This is a genomic window from Flavihumibacter stibioxidans (assembly GCF_014332695.1).
GTDB classification, from domain to species: domain Bacteria; phylum Bacteroidota; class Bacteroidia; order Chitinophagales; family Chitinophagaceae; genus Flavihumibacter; species Flavihumibacter stibioxidans.
In genome coordinates this window covers 274,828-291,476 of record NZ_MBUA01000027.1, presented here as the reverse complement: position 1 = coordinate 291,476, position 16,649 = coordinate 274,828, and the positions used below count along the sequence as shown (strand labels likewise).

Here is a 16,649-nt window from a genome sequence, read left to right as displayed (position 1 = left end):
CGTGACTTATTTTTTAAAGTTTTTCAGGTCGGCTACGAATTCCCGGAATGCCCGGGCAGGGTCGGCAGTTTTCATGAAATGTTCGCCGATCAGAAAACCGCGAAAACCATTATCCCTGAAGAGTTGAACATTTTCTACCTTATCAATTCCGCTTTCAGCAACTTTGATGGTATCCTCAGGCAATTTTGATGCCATCACAAGGCTTCTTTCTATATCAACAGTAAAGGTCTTTAAATTCCTGTTATTGATACCAACGATGGGAGTAAATTCACATACATGTTCCAATTCGGCCTCATCATGCAACTCGAGCAATACTTCCAAACCCAGACTGTATGCGGTTTGGGCCAGGGAACGAACTTCTCCCGGACTCAGGCAGGCTGCAATCAGCAGGATTACATCCGCCCCCATAGACCTGGCTTCCACCAATTGGTATTCATCGATGATAAAATCCTTTCGTAGAATGGGTATATCATTCACCCTGGCTGCCACCAGGTCGGCGGTGGACCCGCCAAAAAACTTTTCGTCTGTCAGTACCGACAGGGCCGAAGCACCGTTCTCAGCATAGGCCCTGGTAACTTCCAGCACATCAGCTGTGGCATTGATGACTCCTTTTGAGGGCGACCTTCTTTTGAACTCGGCAATTATTCCGGTGCGGGTACCGTCCAGTAAAAATTTGGCCAGTGAAAATGTATCACGCCGGAAACCATCCGTCTGTTCCAACTGCGCTATCGTGTGTAATGCCTTCCTCTCTTTCACCTCAAGTCTCTTCTCCGCAATAATTGTATCCAGAATGTTCATCCTATATCATTTATTTATATTGTTAAACCCGGGAATATCCAATTCCGAACAAAACACCCCTTATTGTAATTCCACCAATTTCCTCAACGCATCCCTTGCCCTACCGCTCTCCATGCTTTCCACTGCGGCATTGTAGGCGTCGTCATAAACCGCATAGTTTTTGGTGGAGTAAAGGGCCATAGCCGCATTTGCCAATACCACCGCATTTTGCGCCCAGGTACCTTTACCATCAAGAATGGTCAGGAAAATCCTGGCTGCTTCCTCTACAGTATTGCCACCATAGATATCGGAAGGCATCACCATTCTTTTTCCCAGTTGTTCCGGCGTAAACACCTGTTCGCCTTCATTGGTGATGACTTTAGTATCTGTAGTAAGTGAGATCTCATCATAGCCGTCCAGACTGTGAATAATGGTAAACTGCCCGCCGACCTGTTGCAGCAGGTAATTGTAAATCCTGGCCATTTCGAGGTTGTAAACACCAACCAGCTGGTATGCCGGAGCAGCGGGATTTACCATCGGACCCAGCATGTTAAAAAAAGTGCGTATTCCCAGGTTCTTACGGATAGCCCCAACCGCTTTCAGGGCCGGGTGAAACATGGGGGCATGGAGGAAACAAATCCCCGCGTGATCCAGTTCCTTCTGCAGGGCAATATTATTGTTCTTGAATTTATACCCCAGGTTTTCCATTACGTTGGAGGCGCCGCTAACTGTGGAAGCCCCGTAATTGCCATGTTTGGCCACTTTTTGTCCGGCCCCTGCAACGATAAAACAGGCCAGTGTGGAAATATTGAAAGTATTCTTGCCGTCGCCTCCGGTACCTACTATGTCCAGTACCTTATTGCCATTCAAATCTACGGGGATGCACAGTTCAAGCAGGGCATCCCGAAAACCCTGTAATTCATCAATGGTAACACTGCGCATAAGGTACACCGTCATGAATGCCGTCATTTCATGCTCATTATACATGCCCTTACCGATATTCATCAGTGCCTCCCTGGCCATCTGACGGGTAAGTGTTTTATGTTCGAATAAATATTGAAGAAGCTTTTTCATTGCCGATTATTATTGCTTATTGATATTTTCACCATTCACCATTCACCATTCACCGTTCAAGCCAGTTGCGCAGCATCTTTTCTCCGTCTGGTGTCAGGACGCTCTCGGGGTGAAACTGCACTCCCTGTACATCATAAGTGCGGTGACGCAGGGCCATGATCTGGCCATTCGCATCGCGGGCGGTGATTTCCAGTTCTGCAGGAAAATTCCTGTCATCCACCACCCAGGAATGATACCGCCCAACTTCAATGGTAGCAGGCAACCCGCTGAATACATCATTCGGCGCCAGTTTTCGGTCCTGAATAATATCAATGGGGGTTGAAACTCCATGATACACCTCATCCAGGTTGAGCAGGTCTGCGCCGAATGCCTGCCCGATGGCCTGGTGGCCAAGGCATACACCCAGAATCGATTTCGTGGGGGCATAGGCTTTAATCAAAGGCAGCAGCAACCCGGCTTCTTCAGGAATCCCGGGGCCGGGCGATAGAATGATCTTATCAAAGCGTGCGGCCTCTTCCAGGGGTAATTTATCATTGCGGATCACTTCCACTTTCTGGCCCATGATCTTTTCCACCAGGTGTACCAGGTTGTAGGTGAAAGAATCGTAATTATCGAAAACAAGGATATTCATGTTACTTCAGCTATAGTTTCAGAATTTTATAACGATACTGCTTATCCGATTTGCTGCGCCCTTTCAAGGGCTTTCTTCAGCGCGCCGAGTTTGTTATTCACTTCCTGCAGTTCACTTTCTGGTTTACTGGCGGCAACCACACCCGCACCTGCCTGGTAGGTCAGCGTATTTTGCCGGCTCAGGAAAGTACGGATCATAATGGCGTGGTTACATCTTCCGTTGAAGCCCATATAACCGATTGCCCCGCCATAATAGCTGCGGCCGGTAGGTTCAAACTGGTCGATCAGTTGCATAGCCCTGAACTTGGGAGCACCACTGAGTGTTCCGGCAGGGAAAGTCCTGGCCAGCAACAAAAATGGATTGGTGCCTTCGGGAACTTTTCCCGTAACCTCGCTCACAAGGTGTATTACATGGGAAAAATATTGCACCTGTTTGTATTTGGCAACAGTAACGTCTTCGCACATGCGACTGAGGTCATTTCGCGCAAGATCCACCAGCATGACATGTTCAGCATTCTCCTTTGCATCATTCAGCAGTTTTTGAGTTTCCTGCTGGTCAACAGCATCATCACCGCTGCGCTTATAGGTTCCGGCAATAGGGTGCACTATTGCTTTTCCGTTTTCAATGATCAGTTGTGCTTCAGGTGAAGATCCCATCAGTTTGTAATCACCATAATCAAAGAAAAACAGGTAGGGCGATGGATTGATGCTTCTCAAAGCGCGGTACACATTAAATTCGTCGCCCTGGAACCCCTGGCGGAAACGGCGGCTAAGTACGATCTGGAAGACGTCACCCCGATGGCAGGAGCTAATCCCCTTTTTTACCATTTCAATATATTCCTGGTCGGTCAGGTTGGATTCCTCCTCTCCCTTCAGTTCAAATGGGTAAACCGGTACATCCTTACTGCGGATCAGGGATTCCACCATGCCAGGATCAGACTCCAGTCCCGCGATTTTATTTTCACAGAGATACAGTTCGTCCTTGAAATGGTTGATGGCAATGATGTATTGATAAAGGCGGTACCTCATCAGCGGAAGAGCAGATTCCTTCTTTTCAGCAAATCTGATGGTATCAAAGAACTGAACAGCATCATAGGAAGTATAGCCAAAAAGGCCCTGTCCAAAGCTTTGAATCTTATCCTGAATAGGTGCAACCTCAAACCGCTGCATGAATGCCCAGAGCTGGCCAGGCACTTCTGCCGGGTCCTTGATGGCAACCCGCTCGGGCTTTTGTCCCGGATACTTATACTCAATACTGTCCAGCGACCTTATCTCCATACCGGCGATGGCGTTGATACAGATAAATGAATAACTGTTATCCGCCGCGTGATGATCCGTACTTTCCAGCAGAATGGTATCGCGGAAACGGTCACGCAGCCTGAGGTAAATCCCAACCGGCGTATACACATCTGCCAGCATGGTTTTTACGGTTGTTTCAATCCTGATCTTTTTCATTTCGTTTGCCATAGTTATTTCGTTTCATCGATCCTGTCCGGTTTTTGCAAAATCGGGCTCAGTTCCGGAAAATAAAAAAGCCCCGATGACTCATCGGGGCTCTTCAATTATGTGTACAATAAACACAGTAATGGCATTACAGCACCCCGGAAGAGTTTGTATGCCACCACCACTGAATATTTTGAACGTTTTTAATCATCAGATCACAAATATGGCACAGCAAATCCGTATGAACAAAAATTTTTTTAAGTAGCTTACTAAAAATTTGCTATATGTTAATTCAGCATACGCATACGGAGAGTAAGGGTGTTTTTTTTGTTGGGCAGGACGGAATTGTATTGGCAGAGCTGGTTTACACCATGCCTTCCTTTGACAAAATGATTCTTGAACACACTGAAGTTTCTGAAGAATTGAAAGGACAGAACATCGGCTACCAGCTGGTTGATACCGCTGTGGAATATGCCCGGCATCACCACCTTAAAATCATCCCGCTCTGTCCTTTTGCCAATGGCATATTCAAGAAAAGGGCTGATTATGCTGATGTGCAGTATGGTGAATAGTGAATGGTTAATGGTGAATTTTATTTAAACCTCAGACAATGAACATAACTGTTTTCGGCGCTACCGGCCAGGTAGGACGCCATGTTGTCAACCAGGCATTACTGAAAAATCACTTTGTCAGGGCTTTTGGCCGTAATGTGCATGAACTTAAAGACATAAATAAAAACCTTGAACTGGTCAGGGGCGGCGTTTTTGATACGGAAGACATATTCAGGTCTCTGAAAGACTGTGATGCCGTGATCAGTGTATTGGGAGGCAGTTTTGACGGGCAGGACAAAACCCGTTCCCTCGGCATGAAAAACATTATCGCCCAGATGAAAAATACCGGTGTCATACGCATCGTGGCACTGGGCGGAAAGGGCATACTGGATCATCCTGATGGCGGACTGATCATTGACCAGCCGGAGTACCCGGAAGAATATTTACCGGTTGGAAGAGAACACCAGAAGGCCTGGGAAGAATTGCTGGGCTCCGGGCTGAACTGGACCTTCGTCTGCTCGCCCGATATCATTGACGCTGATCCGCAGGGAAATTTCATCACGGCAGCCAATGTTTTCCCGGAAGGAGCACAATCAAGGATCAACTCCGGAGACCTGGCCCTGTTCATGCTTCAGGAAATTGAACAGGAACAGTATCCGAAACAAAGGGTAGGTATCGGAATGGTTTGAGAACAATCCACCAGTTATTTCGGCATCCCCTCGCCAATTATTCCCCCGGCCACCTGGATGGTGGTTGCATGCAGTCCTTCATTTTCAATAATGAACCGGATGGTATCTGCAATTTCCACGGGATGTATCAGCCGGCCAATGGGGATTCCGGAAATGATTCCGGCTAGAATATCCTCCCGGATGAAGGTATTTGAATTACTAACAGATATCCCTGCGGAACTGAATCTATGTGCCGGGAGGGAAATACAGGCCTTTATTCTGCGCAACCTGGTAAGCAAAGGCACCACGGCTGCATTTGTGGTCAGCAGCCGGCCGGCCGGCTGCTGACCCGGATATTTATAACACTCCTTTGGTGGAAGGCAGGTAATTACTGATGGGATCCCGTTTTACGGCCATCCTGATTGCTTTTGCGAAAGCCTTGAAAATGGCTTCTATCTTGTGGTGTTCATTATCGCCCCTGCATTCGATGTTCAGGTTGCACCTGGCTGCATCGCTGAAGGATTTGAAAAAATGAAAGAACATCTCGGTGGGCATTTCGCCTATCCTTTCCCGTTTGAATTCTGCGTTCCAGACCAGCCAGTTACGGCCCCCGAAATCGATCAGCACCTTGGCATCGGCTTCGTCCATCGGCAGGGCAAAACCATATCTTTCCATACCGCGTTTATCTGCCAGGGCTTTGGCAAAAGCTTCTCCCAGGGCTAGTCCGGTATCTTCAATGGTATGATGTTCATCAATGTGCAGGTCACCTTTTGTTTCCACCACCAGGTCGATCTTCCCATGTCGCGCAATCTGGTCGAGCATGTGGTCAAAAAAACCCAGGCCGGTGGAGATATCAGACTTCCCGCTTCCATCCATATTTACCTCTACCCTGATCTTTGTTTCATTTGTATTACGGACGTGACTTACCCGGCGAAGACCCAGTTTGAGGAAAGCATAAATTTCCGCCCAATCGCAACTCTCCAGCGCCACCACAGAGGAACGCAGTTCTTCCGCCTGGTCCTTTATTTCGCCCCCGCCAAGAGAAGGATCCAGGTTCATCCAGATCGCCTTGCACCCCATGTTTTTTGCAAGCTGCACATCAGTAATGCGGTCACCAATTACGAAGGAATTCTCGATATCATAATCCGGATTATTGAGGTACCCCTCCAGCATGGCAATTCCCGGCTTTCGGGTTGGCTGGTTTTCATGGGGAAAGGTCCTGTCGATGTGAACGGCACTGAAATGTATCCCCTCTCCTTCCAGGCTTTTCATCACAAAATTTTGCAGGGGCCAGAAAGTGTCTTCCGGGAAGCTATTGGTGCCCAGTCCGTCCTGGTTGGTAACCAGTACCAGTTCGTAATCCAGCTCCCGCGCAATCCTGCCCATATATTCGAACATTTTCGGATAGAAGGTCAGTTTTTCAAAAGCATCCAGTTGATATGTAGGCGGTGCTTCATAAATCAGGGTGCCGTCCCGGTCAATAAATAAAATTCGTTTAGCCATGAATGTGGTATCAAATTATTATTTCATTCTATTTCTTTCAGCCTTAACCTCTGCCAGTGAAACCTGTCCTGCTTTATTTCCAAAACTGTTTCGCACAAAACTCAGCACATCTGCAATTTCCTGGTCTTTCAGGTGAGCATGGGCAGGCATGGGATTTGAAAAATATTCACCCTGGATTTCTATTTCTTCATCCAGCCCTTTCAGCACTACATTGATAAGTCTTTTTTTATTACCGGTTACCCAATCAGTTTTCGCAAGTGGCGGGTTCATATTGGGAACACCGGTACCATCGGCCTGGTGACAGGCAAGACAATAACTCTCATAAACTTTTTTACCCCTTTTCATCACTTCGGCGGAAACAGCTTTTTGCGTGCTTGCTTTCCGTGCAGGTTTTTTTTGTTGCGTTGGAGCATCCTCAAACGAACTGAAGATTGTTCCGGCAAGGATCATACATCCAGCCAGTAAAAAAATGTTGGTACGTTTCATTTTGTTTTATCAGCCTTTATAAGTTATCCGGTAAACTGTTCCTTTCACATCATCCGTTACGTAGAGGGAACCATCTGCGCCCTGTGCCAATCCGCATGGACGATGTTTCGCATCCCGGGGGGATTTCACCTCCTCCACACCTGCGAAACCATCGGCAAATACTTCCCAGTTGCCTGTTGGTTTCCCGTTTTGGAATGGTACAAAAACCACATAGTATCCCTCCTGTTTCAGGGGCGCGCGGTTCCAGGAACCATGGAAAGCGATGAAGGCGCCGTTCCTGTATTTGGCGGGAAACTGGTTGCCGGTATAGAACAATAAGGCATTGGGCGCCATATGTGCAGGGAATGCCATGATCGGCTGCTCCTTTCCTGCGCAGCGTTCCACTTTCTTACCGTCTCCGCCATATTCGGGACCAAGTAATTTCTTCTTTTGCTGCAGATCGTAATAACAGAAAGGCCAGCCGCAATCTGCACCTTCCTTCACCATGAACATTTCTTCTGCGGGTGTTTCTGCATTCTGTTGCGCATCAAACATCTCCGGATATAATTGGGATAACTGGTCGCGGCCATGCTGCATCACAAACAATTCGTTGACCTCGTTGTTCCAGTCAAGCCCCACCACATTGCGCAAGCCAGTTGCATAGCGGGTTCCATCAGCATAGGACTGGCTTTTACCGTCGGCCTTAAACCGCCATATCCCACCTGCTGTTTCCAGGATCGGGCAGGGATCCTGTCCGGGTGAACCTTTTGTACGATCAACCAGTTGACAGGCATTGGAGGGTGCACCAATATTAACATAAAGATTACCGGCGTTATCCAGTGCAATGGATTTTGATTCGTGCTGGCGTTTATCAAGCAGTCCGGTTACAACCAGATCTGGTGCTTCGGGATTCAGTACTTCAGATTTTTCGTTCAGGCGATACCGGTATACAGCCTCATTCGAGGAGGCGTACAGGTATCCGTTTTTAATGGCAATACCGGTACCACCATAATTCCCGAAACCGGTGATGTTTTCATACACCCCGTCCTTGTTGGCGTCTTCAAGCCGGAAGATGCCCTTCCCGTTTTTAAGCCTTTCCAGTTTTACAAACAGGATGCCATCAGTTGCCGCTGCAATATGGCGGGCATTTCCCAGTCCGTCTGCCGCAATTCCGGCAACAAATCCCGCCGGAACTTTTATCTCTGACGCTGCATTGGACGCGACGAGGGTCCTTGCGGCCGTAGCCAGCAAACTGGTATCAGAACAGCCTGATCCGCCGGCAAGTGCAGGCATCGCCACCAGGCCTGAAAATACAGTAACAAAGAATGAAACCTTGAGCATATCGCAAATTTTGAAGTGTGAATTTACCATAATTATTCATGCGTACCCGCCGGTTCAAATGCAGCCAGCGCAGCCAGCAGTTCATCGTTTTCTGTTTCAGTGCCCACTGTAATTCTGAGGCAGCCTTCACAGAGTATCACAGAACTCCTGTCACGTACAACAATACCTTTATCGAGCAGGTACTGGTAGATGGCTTTCGCATCCGTTACCTTAACCAGTAAAAAATTGGCATCGGAGGGATAAACTTTTTCCACCATATTCAGCCCTGGTAAAGCCGCTTCCAGCCGACTCCTTTCCTGCACCAGTACGCGGATCATTTCATTAACCTGCTCCACTTCGTCCAGCGCTTTCAATACCAGTTCCTGGGAAGCCTGGTTGATATTGTAAGGTGGTTTGATTTTATTCATGACCGCAATGATGGACTCTGAAGCAAAGGCCATCCCGACGCGAAGCGCTGCCAATCCCCATGCTTTTGAAAGTGTTTGCAGCACCACCAGGTTGGGGTAATCCTCCAGTTCCTGTACGTATGACCGTTGCCGTGAAAAGTTGACATAGGCTTCATCCATTACCACAATGCCAAAATAATTGTTCAGCAGCAGTTCAACATCTTCCCGGATCAGTGAATTACCTGTGGGATTGTTGGGTGAACAGAGGAAGATCATCTTGGTATGATCGTCCACCGCTTCCTCCAGCGCCGGCAGGTCAAGCTGAAAATCCGGTGTAAGGGGAACTTTTTTAATCTTTACATTATTGATATTGGCACTCACTTCATACATGCCGTACGTGGGCGGAACGATCACGATATTGTCCAGCCCCGGTTCACAGAAAGCCCTGATTAACACATCAATACATTCATCGCTGCCGTTACCAAGAAATATGTGCTGTGGCGCCACTCCTTTGATAACAGATAATTTTTCCTTGACTTCCCACTGCAGGGGATCCGGATATCGGTTATACCACTTCGTTAGTGGTGAACCGAGTGAATTTTCATTGGCATCCAGGAAGACGCGGGCCTCCCCTTTGAATTCATCGCGGGCGGAAGAATAGGGAACCAGGTTTTTGATATTGGGGCGAAGGAGTTCGTCTAAATTAAACATGGGCATTAGTTTGTGATCCTGTATCTGACAGCATTTGCATGGGCATCCAGTCCCTCTGCCGTAGCCATTTCAATAACAGTTTGGGAAATATTTTTTAATCCGTTTTCCGTCAGTTGCTGGAAGGTGATCTTCTTTACAAAACTATCCAGGCTAACGCCGCTGTATGCTGTGGCATAGCCATTGGTCGGAAGGGTATGATTGGTTCCGCTGGCATAATCACCCACACTCTCCGGCGAAAAATGACCAATAAAAACCGACCCTGCGTTGATCACCATCCGGGCCAGCCCTTCTGCATCCCTGCAGGCAAGAATCAGGTGTTCAGCTGCATACCTGTTGAGCAGGTCCATGGCAGTTTGCGTATCGCGCACCACCACCATGGTACTGTTGACCAGGGCTTTGCGGGCAATTTCAGCACGAGGGAGGCTTTCCAGTTGTTGTTCGATTTGTTGCTCCACCAGCGGGATCAGCGATTCACTGGTAGTGACCAGTAATACCTGGCTGTCGCTTCCGTGTTCTGCCTGGCTCAGCAGGTCGGCTGCCACGAAGGAGGGGCTTGCAGTCTCATCTGCAAAAACAGCCACTTCGCTGGGGCCGGCCGGCATATCAATTGCAATACCGCTTTGCTGTATCAGTTGCTTGGCACAGGTTACATATTGGTTACCGGGACCGAAGATCTTATACACTTTGGGGACCGTTTCCGTTCCATAGGCCATGGCTCCAATAGCCTGAACTCCGCCAAGCTTGAATATCCTGGTGACACCGACCACCGACGCGGCATAGAGAATGGCCGGGTGCAACTGTCCGTTTTTATCAGGGGGTGAACAAAGTATGATTTCCCTGCAACCTGCAAGGGTGGCGGGAATACCGAGCATCAGCAGGGTACTGAACAAAGGTGCGGTGCCGCCGGGAATATATAATCCGACCTTTTCAATACCTACCGATTTTCGCCAGCAGCGAATTCCCGGCATGGTTTCTATAAACTCCGGAACCTGTTGCTGGGCCGCATGAAACTGCCGGATATTGGCCGCTGCCTGTTGAATCGCATTTTTAAGTTCGGAAGAAACCATGGTTGCGGCATTAGTTATTTCTTCCTGTCCAACGGTAAACTGTGCCATGTCAACGCCATCGAACTGCCTTGTATAGTTGCGAAGGGCCTGGTCGCCATTGGCTTGCACATCCTTCAACACTGCCATCACCTTTGCCTCCAGGGCACTGCTGTCCATAACGGGTCTTGCTAACAGGGAGGGCCACTCGCTTTCGGACGGAAATTTGTAAACTTTCATGATACAGATTTTCCTGGTCAGACAATCATTTTTTCAATCGGCACTACCAGGATTCCCTGGGCGCCCGCTTCTTTCAACTGTTCGATGATATCCCAGAACTGGTTTTCACTCAACACGCTGTGCACACTGCTCCAGCCCGGTTCTGCCAGGGGAAGTACAGTGGGACTCTTCATGCCCGGCAACAGTGAAATGATCTCTTTCAGTTTGTCGTTGGGTGCATTCAGCAAAACATATTTGGTATTCTTGGCTTTTTTAACTGCCCGGATCCGGAAGATCAGCCGGTCAAGGAGTTTCAACTGTTCATCGTTCAGCTGGTTGTTACGGATCAGGACCGCCTGGCTCTTCAGCACCGTCTCTACTTCTTTCAGGCCGTTCATGAAGAGCGTAGAACCGCTGCTGACCAGGTCCACAATGGCATCAGCCAGCCCGATACCGGGTGCAATTTCCACAGAACCGCTGATCTCGTGGATGTCAGACCGGATACCTTTCTCCTGCAGGAAGCGTTCCACCAGAACGGGATAGGTGGTGGCAATCCTTTTTCCCTGCAGGAATTCCACTCCGGGGTAGTCTTCATTCCGTTTAACGGCAATACTCAGCCGACATTTACCGAAACCAAGTTCTTCTACCACAGTTACGGCTTTTTTCTTTTCATACAGCACGTTCTCTCCCACAATGCCGATATCAGCCACTGCGTCTTCCACGTATTGCGGAATATCATCATCGCGCAGGAAATAGATCTCAAGGGGAAAGTTCTCCGCTTCCGTTTTCAGTTTATTGATGCCATTCTTTACATCAATGCCGCAATCCTTCAGCAGTTTGACCGAATCTTCATACAAACGGCCGCTTTTCTGGATGGCGATCTTCAATTTCTGTTGCATACGTGTAGGTTAATAAAAAAGGGCCTACCAGTGGTAAGCCCTCAAATGTTTATATATACGCAAAACATCATCCGCTTACCGCGAAGGCAATACATGATGATGATGGTGATTCTGCGTTGTTTTAATCATAACGGATGCAAAAATATAATGAACCACCGCAAACCACCAAATTTTTTTCACCCGTCGGGTGCCACCCGACGGGTGGCACCCGACGGGTGAATTGAACAATCTTACCTAAATTGAATCCATAAAATGTACACATGAGACGAATATTATTAGTAGCACTGGCGGGACTCTTTGTCCAGGCCGGATTTTCGCAGGACGCTTTTCAGTACCAGACGCCTCCCAAAGACATTGTTGACCTGGCACTGGCCCGGCCAACCCCATCGGTCAGCATCAACGGCAAAGGCACCTGGATGCTGATGATGGAGCGGGCATCCTTTCCTTCGGTGGAGGAACTGGCACAACCGGAATTCCGGGTGGCGGGTATCCGCTGGAACCCGGCAAATTTTGGGGGCAGCCGGCAGAGCTATTTCAACGGCATTCAGGTCAGGGATATCAAGACAGGAGCCGTGCGTTCCGTAAGCGGACTGCCCGAAAACCTGCGCGGAACCAATCTCAGCTGGAGCCCGGGCCAGGAATCATTTGCATTCCTGCATTATGGCAATAACCGGGTGGATCTTTATGTGGTGAACATCACCACAGCAAGTGCCCGCAGAATAAATGGCCAGCCGGTAAACGATGTAATGGGTACCGCTTACGGCTGGCAAACGGATTCCTCGATCCTGTACAAAGCAGCGGCCAATGTGAACCAGTCCGTGCCGGTTCAACCCAAGGCGCCATCGGGCCCGGTGGTGCAGGAATCACTGGGAAAGGCGGCCGCTTCAAGGACATACCAGGATCTTATCAAATCACCTTATGACGAAGCAGTGTTTGAATATTATGCCGGTGCGCAATTGTACCGGGTCAGCCTGGGCAAGTCTGGTACCGAGGAGAAAAAGCTGGGTGAACCGGCCATTTTCCGCAGTTTCAGCATTTCTCCCGATAAACAATACCTGCTCACCGCAACCATTCGCAAACCCTTTTCCTACCTGGTACCCTGGAGCGGATTCCCCACCCAATATGATGTGGTGAATATGGAGGGAAAGCTGGTTCGGACCATCGCAAGCAATCCTTCCTCAGAAGGCGCTCCCATTGGATTTGACGATGTGGTGACCTTTCCAAGGAACATTGACTGGAGGGATGATGAACCAGCCACTATCTTTTATGTGCAGGCGCTGGACAAAGGTCTCGGCCGGACAAAATCAGAATTCCGAGATGCTGTGTACACCCTGGGCGCCAACGGAAACGAACAACCGAAGGAGCTGGTGCGCACCAAAAGAAGGTTCCGGGGAATTGAATGGGGTAACAGTGAAACCGCTTTATTGTATGAGGGTATGTTTGCCGACAGGAAAACCAGGATCAACCTCCTGAATCCACTCACCGGCAAGGCCGACAGCCTGCATGAGCGCAGTTCCAATGATGCATACAACGAACTGGGCACGCCGGTTACCACCCGAAACCAGTATGGCAGGCAGGTTTTGCAGATCCTGAAGAACGGCAATATCCTGCTCACTTCCAGCGGCGCATCCGATAAGGGAGACCTGCCACTGCTGCGGTCGCTGAACCTGAAAACCCGCGCGGTGAAAGAATTGTGGCGATGCCAGGAAGGTGTATATGAATATGTGGTCAGTGTACTGGATGCGGAAAAAGGCAACTTTATCACCCGCAGGGAATCACCCACGGAAACGCCTAATTATCTACTGAAAAATTTCATGAAGCCCAAAACAGCGGCGGTGGCACTGACCAGTTTCACCAACCCCTACCCTCAACTGGAGGGCGTCAGCAAGGAAAAGATCTCTTATAAAAGGGCCGACGGCATTGATCTTACCGCCACCCTTTACCTTCCCAAAGGCTATGATGCCAAAAAAGATGGTCCCCTGCCCCTGTTGATCTGGGCCTACCCGAGAGAATATAAATCCGCCGCGGATGCCGCACAGGTACGCGGTTCCAAATACACTTTCACCGGCGTATCCTATGGCGGTCCGATATTCTGGGCCACACAGGGGTATGCGGTAATGGACAATGCCGAAATGCCGATCGTTGGAGAAGGAAGCAAGGAACCCAATGACAATTTCATCCCGCAATTATACCTGAACGCACATGCCGCCATCCAGGCAGCCGCTTCCCGCGGAGTGGGCGACAGTACCCGTGTTGGGGTCGGCGGACACAGTTATGGCGCTTTCATGACAGCCAACCTGCTGGCACATACGAACCTGTTCAAGGCAGGCATCGCGCGAAGCGGAGCCTATAACCGAACCCTTACCCCGTTTGGATTTCAGGCGGAGGAACGCACCTACTGGCAGGCTCCCGAAGTCTATTACAATATGAGTCCGTTCAGTTTTGCCAATAAGATCAAAACGCCCCTCCTGCTGATCCATGGTGAAATGGACAACAACTCAGGCACTTTCCCCATCCAGAGTGAGCGACTCTATAATGCGGTGAAAGGGCATGGCGGCACAGCCAGGTTTATCACGCTTCCCTACGAAAGCCATGGATATGCCGGGAAGGAAAACATTCTCCACATGTTGTGGGAACAGCATCAATGGCTGGAAAAATATGTGAAGAAAGCCAATGAAAAGAAATCCTTTTAAAGGGTTCGAATAAGCGTGCTGTTTCATCACCCGTCGGGTGGCACCCGACGGGTGATTCTGTATCTTTGTCCGATGAGCGCACAAATAGGCAAGGATATCGGGCTGGCGGCAGAGAAACTCAGGGCGGGTGAACTGGTGGCCATTCCGACAGAAACCGTATATGGACTGGCTGCCAATGCCCTGAATGAAATGGCTGTGGTCAAAATTTACCAGGTCAAGAACAGGCCGCAGTTCAATCCACTGATCCTGCATGTGGCCAATATGGAGCAGCTCAGAAAACTTGGCCTCGAACTACCCGAAGCTGCCAGGGAACTGGCTGCCAGGTTTAGTCCGGGTCCCCTCACCTATGTAATACCAACCTCCCCGAAAATCCCGGATATCGTAACCGCCGGCACCCAGGCTGTGGCGGTACGCATCCCAAATCATCCGATGACCCTCGAATTGCTGCAGCAACTGGAATTTCCGCTGGCAGCCCCCAGTGCCAATCCATCGGGATATGTGAGTCCCACTTCCGCGCTGCATGTTGCCGGGCAACTCGGCGACCAGGTTGGCTATATATTGGATGGAGGCGACTGCAAGGTGGGACTGGAATCCACCATCATATCCTTCCTGGAGGAGAAACCCCGGCTGCTGCGGTATGGCGGCATCCCGCTGGAATCCATTGAGGCAGTAATCGGACCGGTGGAACTGCCGCAGGAGGGCTACAGCGATAATCCGGTTGCCCCAGGTATGCTGGCCAGGCATTATGCCACCCGCCACCCCCTCCAGTTGGGAAAGGCGTCAGAATTAGTGGAGACCGCCCTGAAAACCATAGCAGCATCGCGTATTGTGACCATCACCCTTGAAACTGAAATCCCCGGAATTCCGGCCACCCACCAGTTTGTACTATCGCCGGAAGGCAACCTGGAAGAAGCGGCCAGGAGGCTGTTCGGGGCACTCAGGCTGGCGGATGAGATGGAAATTGACCTCATCATCGCTGATATGTTTCCTGAAAAAGGGCTGGGGCGGGCCATCAATGACCGGCTGAGAAGGGCATCGATACGTTAAAATCTGCTGAAATCAGTTATTGGGCCCATCTGGAATAAACTTTGATTAGAAATCAGCGTCTATACTGTACCAACATGACAAAACACAACTACCTGGCGATTCTAGTACTGCTGCTCCCCGGATGGGGGCTGCAGGCAGAGGCACAAAGTACCAACAGGCAGCCGGAGCAGGCTAAGAAACCGGTACTGGCCGACAGTATAGCCTTTCACCTCTACACCGACAGCCTGAAAAAAGGCGTACACAATTACATCAATGTAGATGGAATATACCCTGGCGGAAGGTGGTTACCCATGACCAGTAAAGAGATCCGCTTCAGCAGTGATGGCGGACAATTTGAAGGCAACAGCCTGGTATTACCCCAGGATTTTAACCGGGAAAAAGTAACCATCACGGCCACTTATTTACCCAATCCCAGGTTAAGCATTACCACGACTGTTTACCTGAAAAAGCTACCCGACAACGAGAAGCTGAAAACGAAGGAACAGGTACTGGAAGAACTCAGTACTCCAAGTGGTAGGAAGAAGAAAAGCAGGGCGGGCAGGTAAGTGTCGTTATAATCATCCTTCGTTCATCAAGGCATTACCAAGGCATTACCAAGGCATTAGGAAAGCATCAACTAACGCTTAAGCAATGATGGTGATAGCTTGCAACCTGATCTTTGAGGCCGGCTTATGAGGAAGCTTACAATGCCGATACGCTGCAGGGTTGGTTAAAAGGGATTAATCCTACCATATGGAACAGTAACTTTTAGTGCTCATTTTGCTCCGGAATAAAGAGGTCAGCCAGGGTGGAATATCCACAATAGTTGCCTAAATTTGTGCAAATCAGCTAACAATAGCTGACAAAAACCACCTTTCAGATATGGAAACCGGTAAAATCATCTCAGCACTAAGGGATAAAAAGGGTTGGTCACAAACAGATCTCGCCGCTAAAAGCCAGGTCTCCCGGGTCATGATCGGCAAATACGAGCGCGACGAAGCGGTACCATCCATCGATGCCGCCAAAAAAATCGCCGATGCCCTGGAGGTATCCCTGGATCACCTCGTCGGCGAAGGCGTACTCAATGGATTTGATAAAAAAACACTCAAGCGTTTGCAGGAACTCGAGCACCTCGAAGAGGATAAGAAAAAAACACTTTTCGACCTGATCGACACCTATATCCGGGATGCCAAAGCCCGTAAAGTCTACACCCACTAAAA

Annotated in this window: 17 protein-coding genes; 7 read left to right on the top strand and 10 right to left on the bottom strand. The window is 49.3% G+C overall.

Annotated elements, in window-relative coordinates; genetic code table 11:
* Window positions 1-6 precede the first annotated feature (6 nt).
* From trpC to BC349_RS15130, 4 genes are read right to left on the bottom strand one after another with little or no spacing between them, the layout of a single operon-like run.
* Window positions 7-798, bottom strand: a complete 792-nt coding sequence (trpC, locus tag BC349_RS15145; RefSeq protein WP_187257610.1) for an indole-3-glycerol phosphate synthase TrpC — start codon at window positions 796-798, stop codon at window positions 7-9.
* Window positions 799-858: 60 nt separating this feature from the next.
* The gene (gene trpD / locus BC349_RS15140) at window positions 859-1,851 is read right to left on the bottom strand and encodes an anthranilate phosphoribosyltransferase (protein ID WP_187257609.1); all 993 of its coding nucleotides are present in this window, start codon (window positions 1,849-1,851) and stop codon (window positions 859-861) included.
* 49 nt (window positions 1,852-1,900) lie between these two features.
* Window positions 1,901-2,482: an anthranilate synthase component II gene (locus BC349_RS15135; RefSeq protein ID WP_187257608.1), complete on the bottom strand. Its 582-nt coding sequence runs from the start codon at window positions 2,480-2,482 to the stop codon at window positions 1,901-1,903.
* A gap of 41 nt (window positions 2,483-2,523) precedes the next feature.
* Complete coding sequence (locus tag BC349_RS15130) at window positions 2,524-3,948, bottom strand: anthranilate synthase component I family protein (protein ID WP_246456983.1); 1,425 nt, start codon at window positions 3,946-3,948, stop codon at window positions 2,524-2,526.
* Window positions 3,949-4,208: 260 nt separating this feature from the next.
* Here BC349_RS15130 and BC349_RS15125 point away from each other — a divergent pair, with 260 nt between their 5' ends.
* The 3 genes from BC349_RS15125 to BC349_RS15115 all read left to right on the top strand — a co-directional run bounded on the left by BC349_RS15125 (window position 4,209) and on the right by BC349_RS15115 (window position 5,491).
* The gene (locus BC349_RS15125) at window positions 4,209-4,496 is read left to right on the top strand and encodes a GNAT family N-acetyltransferase (RefSeq protein ID WP_187257607.1); all 288 of its coding nucleotides are present in this window, start codon (window positions 4,209-4,211) and stop codon (window positions 4,494-4,496) included.
* Window positions 4,497-4,534: 38 nt separating this feature from the next.
* A complete protein-coding gene (locus tag BC349_RS15120) occupies window positions 4,535-5,164 on the top strand; it encodes an NAD(P)-dependent oxidoreductase (RefSeq protein ID WP_187257606.1) in 630 nt (209 codons plus the stop codon).
* Between the two features lie 99 nt (window positions 5,165-5,263).
* Window positions 5,264-5,491, top strand: coding sequence for a hypothetical protein (locus tag BC349_RS15115; protein WP_187257605.1), 228 nt, complete (start codon window positions 5,264-5,266; stop codon window positions 5,489-5,491).
* A 9-nt stretch (window positions 5,492-5,500) separates the two neighbouring features.
* On the opposite strand, the gene hisB is transcribed toward BC349_RS15115, so the two are convergent.
* Genes hisB through hisG form a run of 6 tightly spaced genes read right to left on the bottom strand, consistent with a single transcriptional unit; the run spans window position 5,501 to window position 11,710 of the window.
* Window positions 5,501-6,646, bottom strand: a complete 1,146-nt coding sequence (gene hisB / locus BC349_RS15110) for a bifunctional histidinol-phosphatase/imidazoleglycerol-phosphate dehydratase HisB (RefSeq protein WP_187257604.1) — start codon at window positions 6,644-6,646, stop codon at window positions 5,501-5,503.
* Window positions 6,647-6,664: 18 nt separating this feature from the next.
* Window positions 6,665-7,132 carry a c-type cytochrome gene (locus tag BC349_RS15105; RefSeq protein ID WP_246456982.1) on the bottom strand — a complete coding sequence of 156 codons (468 nt, stop codon included), beginning with the start codon at window positions 7,130-7,132 and terminating at the stop codon, window positions 6,665-6,667.
* Window positions 7,133-7,141: 9 nt separating this feature from the next.
* Window positions 7,142-8,452, bottom strand: coding sequence for a PQQ-dependent sugar dehydrogenase (locus BC349_RS15100; RefSeq protein ID WP_246456981.1), 1,311 nt, complete (start codon window positions 8,450-8,452; stop codon window positions 7,142-7,144).
* Window positions 8,453-8,484: 32 nt separating this feature from the next.
* Entirely contained in the window at window positions 8,485-9,549 is a 1,065-nt protein-coding gene (gene hisC / locus BC349_RS15095) for a histidinol-phosphate transaminase (RefSeq protein WP_187257603.1), read from the bottom strand.
* 5 nt (window positions 9,550-9,554) lie between these two features.
* Complete coding sequence (gene hisD, locus BC349_RS15090) at window positions 9,555-10,832, bottom strand: histidinol dehydrogenase (RefSeq protein ID WP_187257602.1); 1,278 nt, start codon at window positions 10,830-10,832, stop codon at window positions 9,555-9,557.
* 17 nt (window positions 10,833-10,849) lie between these two features.
* Window positions 10,850-11,710 (bottom strand): ATP phosphoribosyltransferase, encoded by an 861-nt coding sequence (gene hisG / locus BC349_RS15085; RefSeq protein WP_187257601.1) that lies wholly within the window; start codon window positions 11,708-11,710, stop codon window positions 10,850-10,852.
* A 260-nt stretch (window positions 11,711-11,970) separates the two neighbouring features.
* On the opposite strand from hisG, the gene BC349_RS15080 reads away from it, so the two are divergent.
* The 4 genes from BC349_RS15080 to BC349_RS15065 all read left to right on the top strand — a co-directional run bounded on the left by BC349_RS15080 (window position 11,971) and on the right by BC349_RS15065 (window position 16,647).
* A complete protein-coding gene (locus BC349_RS15080; protein WP_187257600.1) occupies window positions 11,971-14,403 on the top strand; it encodes a S9 family peptidase in 2,433 nt (810 codons plus the stop codon).
* 72 nt (window positions 14,404-14,475) lie between these two features.
* Window positions 14,476-15,450 (top strand): L-threonylcarbamoyladenylate synthase, encoded by a 975-nt coding sequence (locus tag BC349_RS15075; protein ID WP_187257599.1) that lies wholly within the window; start codon window positions 14,476-14,478, stop codon window positions 15,448-15,450.
* A gap of 74 nt (window positions 15,451-15,524) precedes the next feature.
* On the top strand, window positions 15,525-15,995 hold the full coding sequence (locus tag BC349_RS15070; protein WP_187257598.1) for a hypothetical protein: 471 nt from the start codon (window positions 15,525-15,527) through the stop codon (window positions 15,993-15,995).
* Between the two features lie 316 nt (window positions 15,996-16,311).
* Complete coding sequence (locus BC349_RS15065; RefSeq protein ID WP_187257597.1) at window positions 16,312-16,647, top strand: helix-turn-helix domain-containing protein; 336 nt, start codon at window positions 16,312-16,314, stop codon at window positions 16,645-16,647.
* The last annotated feature ends 2 nt before the right edge of the window (window positions 16,648-16,649 follow it).

Coding starts and splice junctions, on each gene's coding strand:
- BC349_RS15125 (WP_187257607.1), top strand. CDS start 4,209: ATGTTAATTCAGCATACGCATACGGAGAGTAAGGGTGTTTTTTTTGTT.
- BC349_RS15075 (WP_187257599.1), top strand. CDS start 14,476: ATGAGCGCACAAATAGGCAAGGATATCGGGCTGGCGGCAGAGAAACTC.
- BC349_RS15115 (WP_187257605.1), top strand. CDS start 5,264: ATGGTATCTGCAATTTCCACGGGATGTATCAGCCGGCCAATGGGGATT.
- hisG (WP_187257601.1), bottom strand. CDS start 11,710: ATGCAACAGAAATTGAAGATCGCCATCCAGAAAAGCGGCCGTTTGTAT.
- BC349_RS15065 (WP_187257597.1), top strand. CDS start 16,312: ATGGAAACCGGTAAAATCATCTCAGCACTAAGGGATAAAAAGGGTTGG.
- BC349_RS15070 (WP_187257598.1), top strand. CDS start 15,525: ATGACAAAACACAACTACCTGGCGATTCTAGTACTGCTGCTCCCCGGA.
- BC349_RS15105 (WP_246456982.1), bottom strand. CDS start 7,132: ATGAAACGTACCAACATTTTTTTACTGGCTGGATGTATGATCCTTGCC.
- BC349_RS15120 (WP_187257606.1), top strand. CDS start 4,535: ATGAACATAACTGTTTTCGGCGCTACCGGCCAGGTAGGACGCCATGTT.
- BC349_RS15135 (WP_187257608.1), bottom strand. CDS start 2,482: ATGAATATCCTTGTTTTCGATAATTACGATTCTTTCACCTACAACCTG.
- hisC (WP_187257603.1), bottom strand. CDS start 9,549: ATGTTTAATTTAGACGAACTCCTTCGCCCCAATATCAAAAACCTGGTT.
- hisB (WP_187257604.1), bottom strand. CDS start 6,646: ATGGCTAAACGAATTTTATTTATTGACCGGGACGGCACCCTGATTTAT.
- BC349_RS15130 (WP_246456983.1), bottom strand. CDS start 3,948: ATGGCAAACGAAATGAAAAAGATCAGGATTGAAACAACCGTAAAAACC.
- BC349_RS15100 (WP_246456981.1), bottom strand. CDS start 8,452: ATGCTCAAGGTTTCATTCTTTGTTACTGTATTTTCAGGCCTGGTGGCG.
- trpD (WP_187257609.1), bottom strand. CDS start 1,851: ATGAAAAAGCTTCTTCAATATTTATTCGAACATAAAACACTTACCCGT.
- hisD (WP_187257602.1), bottom strand. CDS start 10,832: ATGAAAGTTTACAAATTTCCGTCCGAAAGCGAGTGGCCCTCCCTGTTA.
- trpC (WP_187257610.1), bottom strand. CDS start 798: ATGAACATTCTGGATACAATTATTGCGGAGAAGAGACTTGAGGTGAAA.
- BC349_RS15080 (WP_187257600.1), top strand. CDS start 11,971: ATGAGACGAATATTATTAGTAGCACTGGCGGGACTCTTTGTCCAGGCC.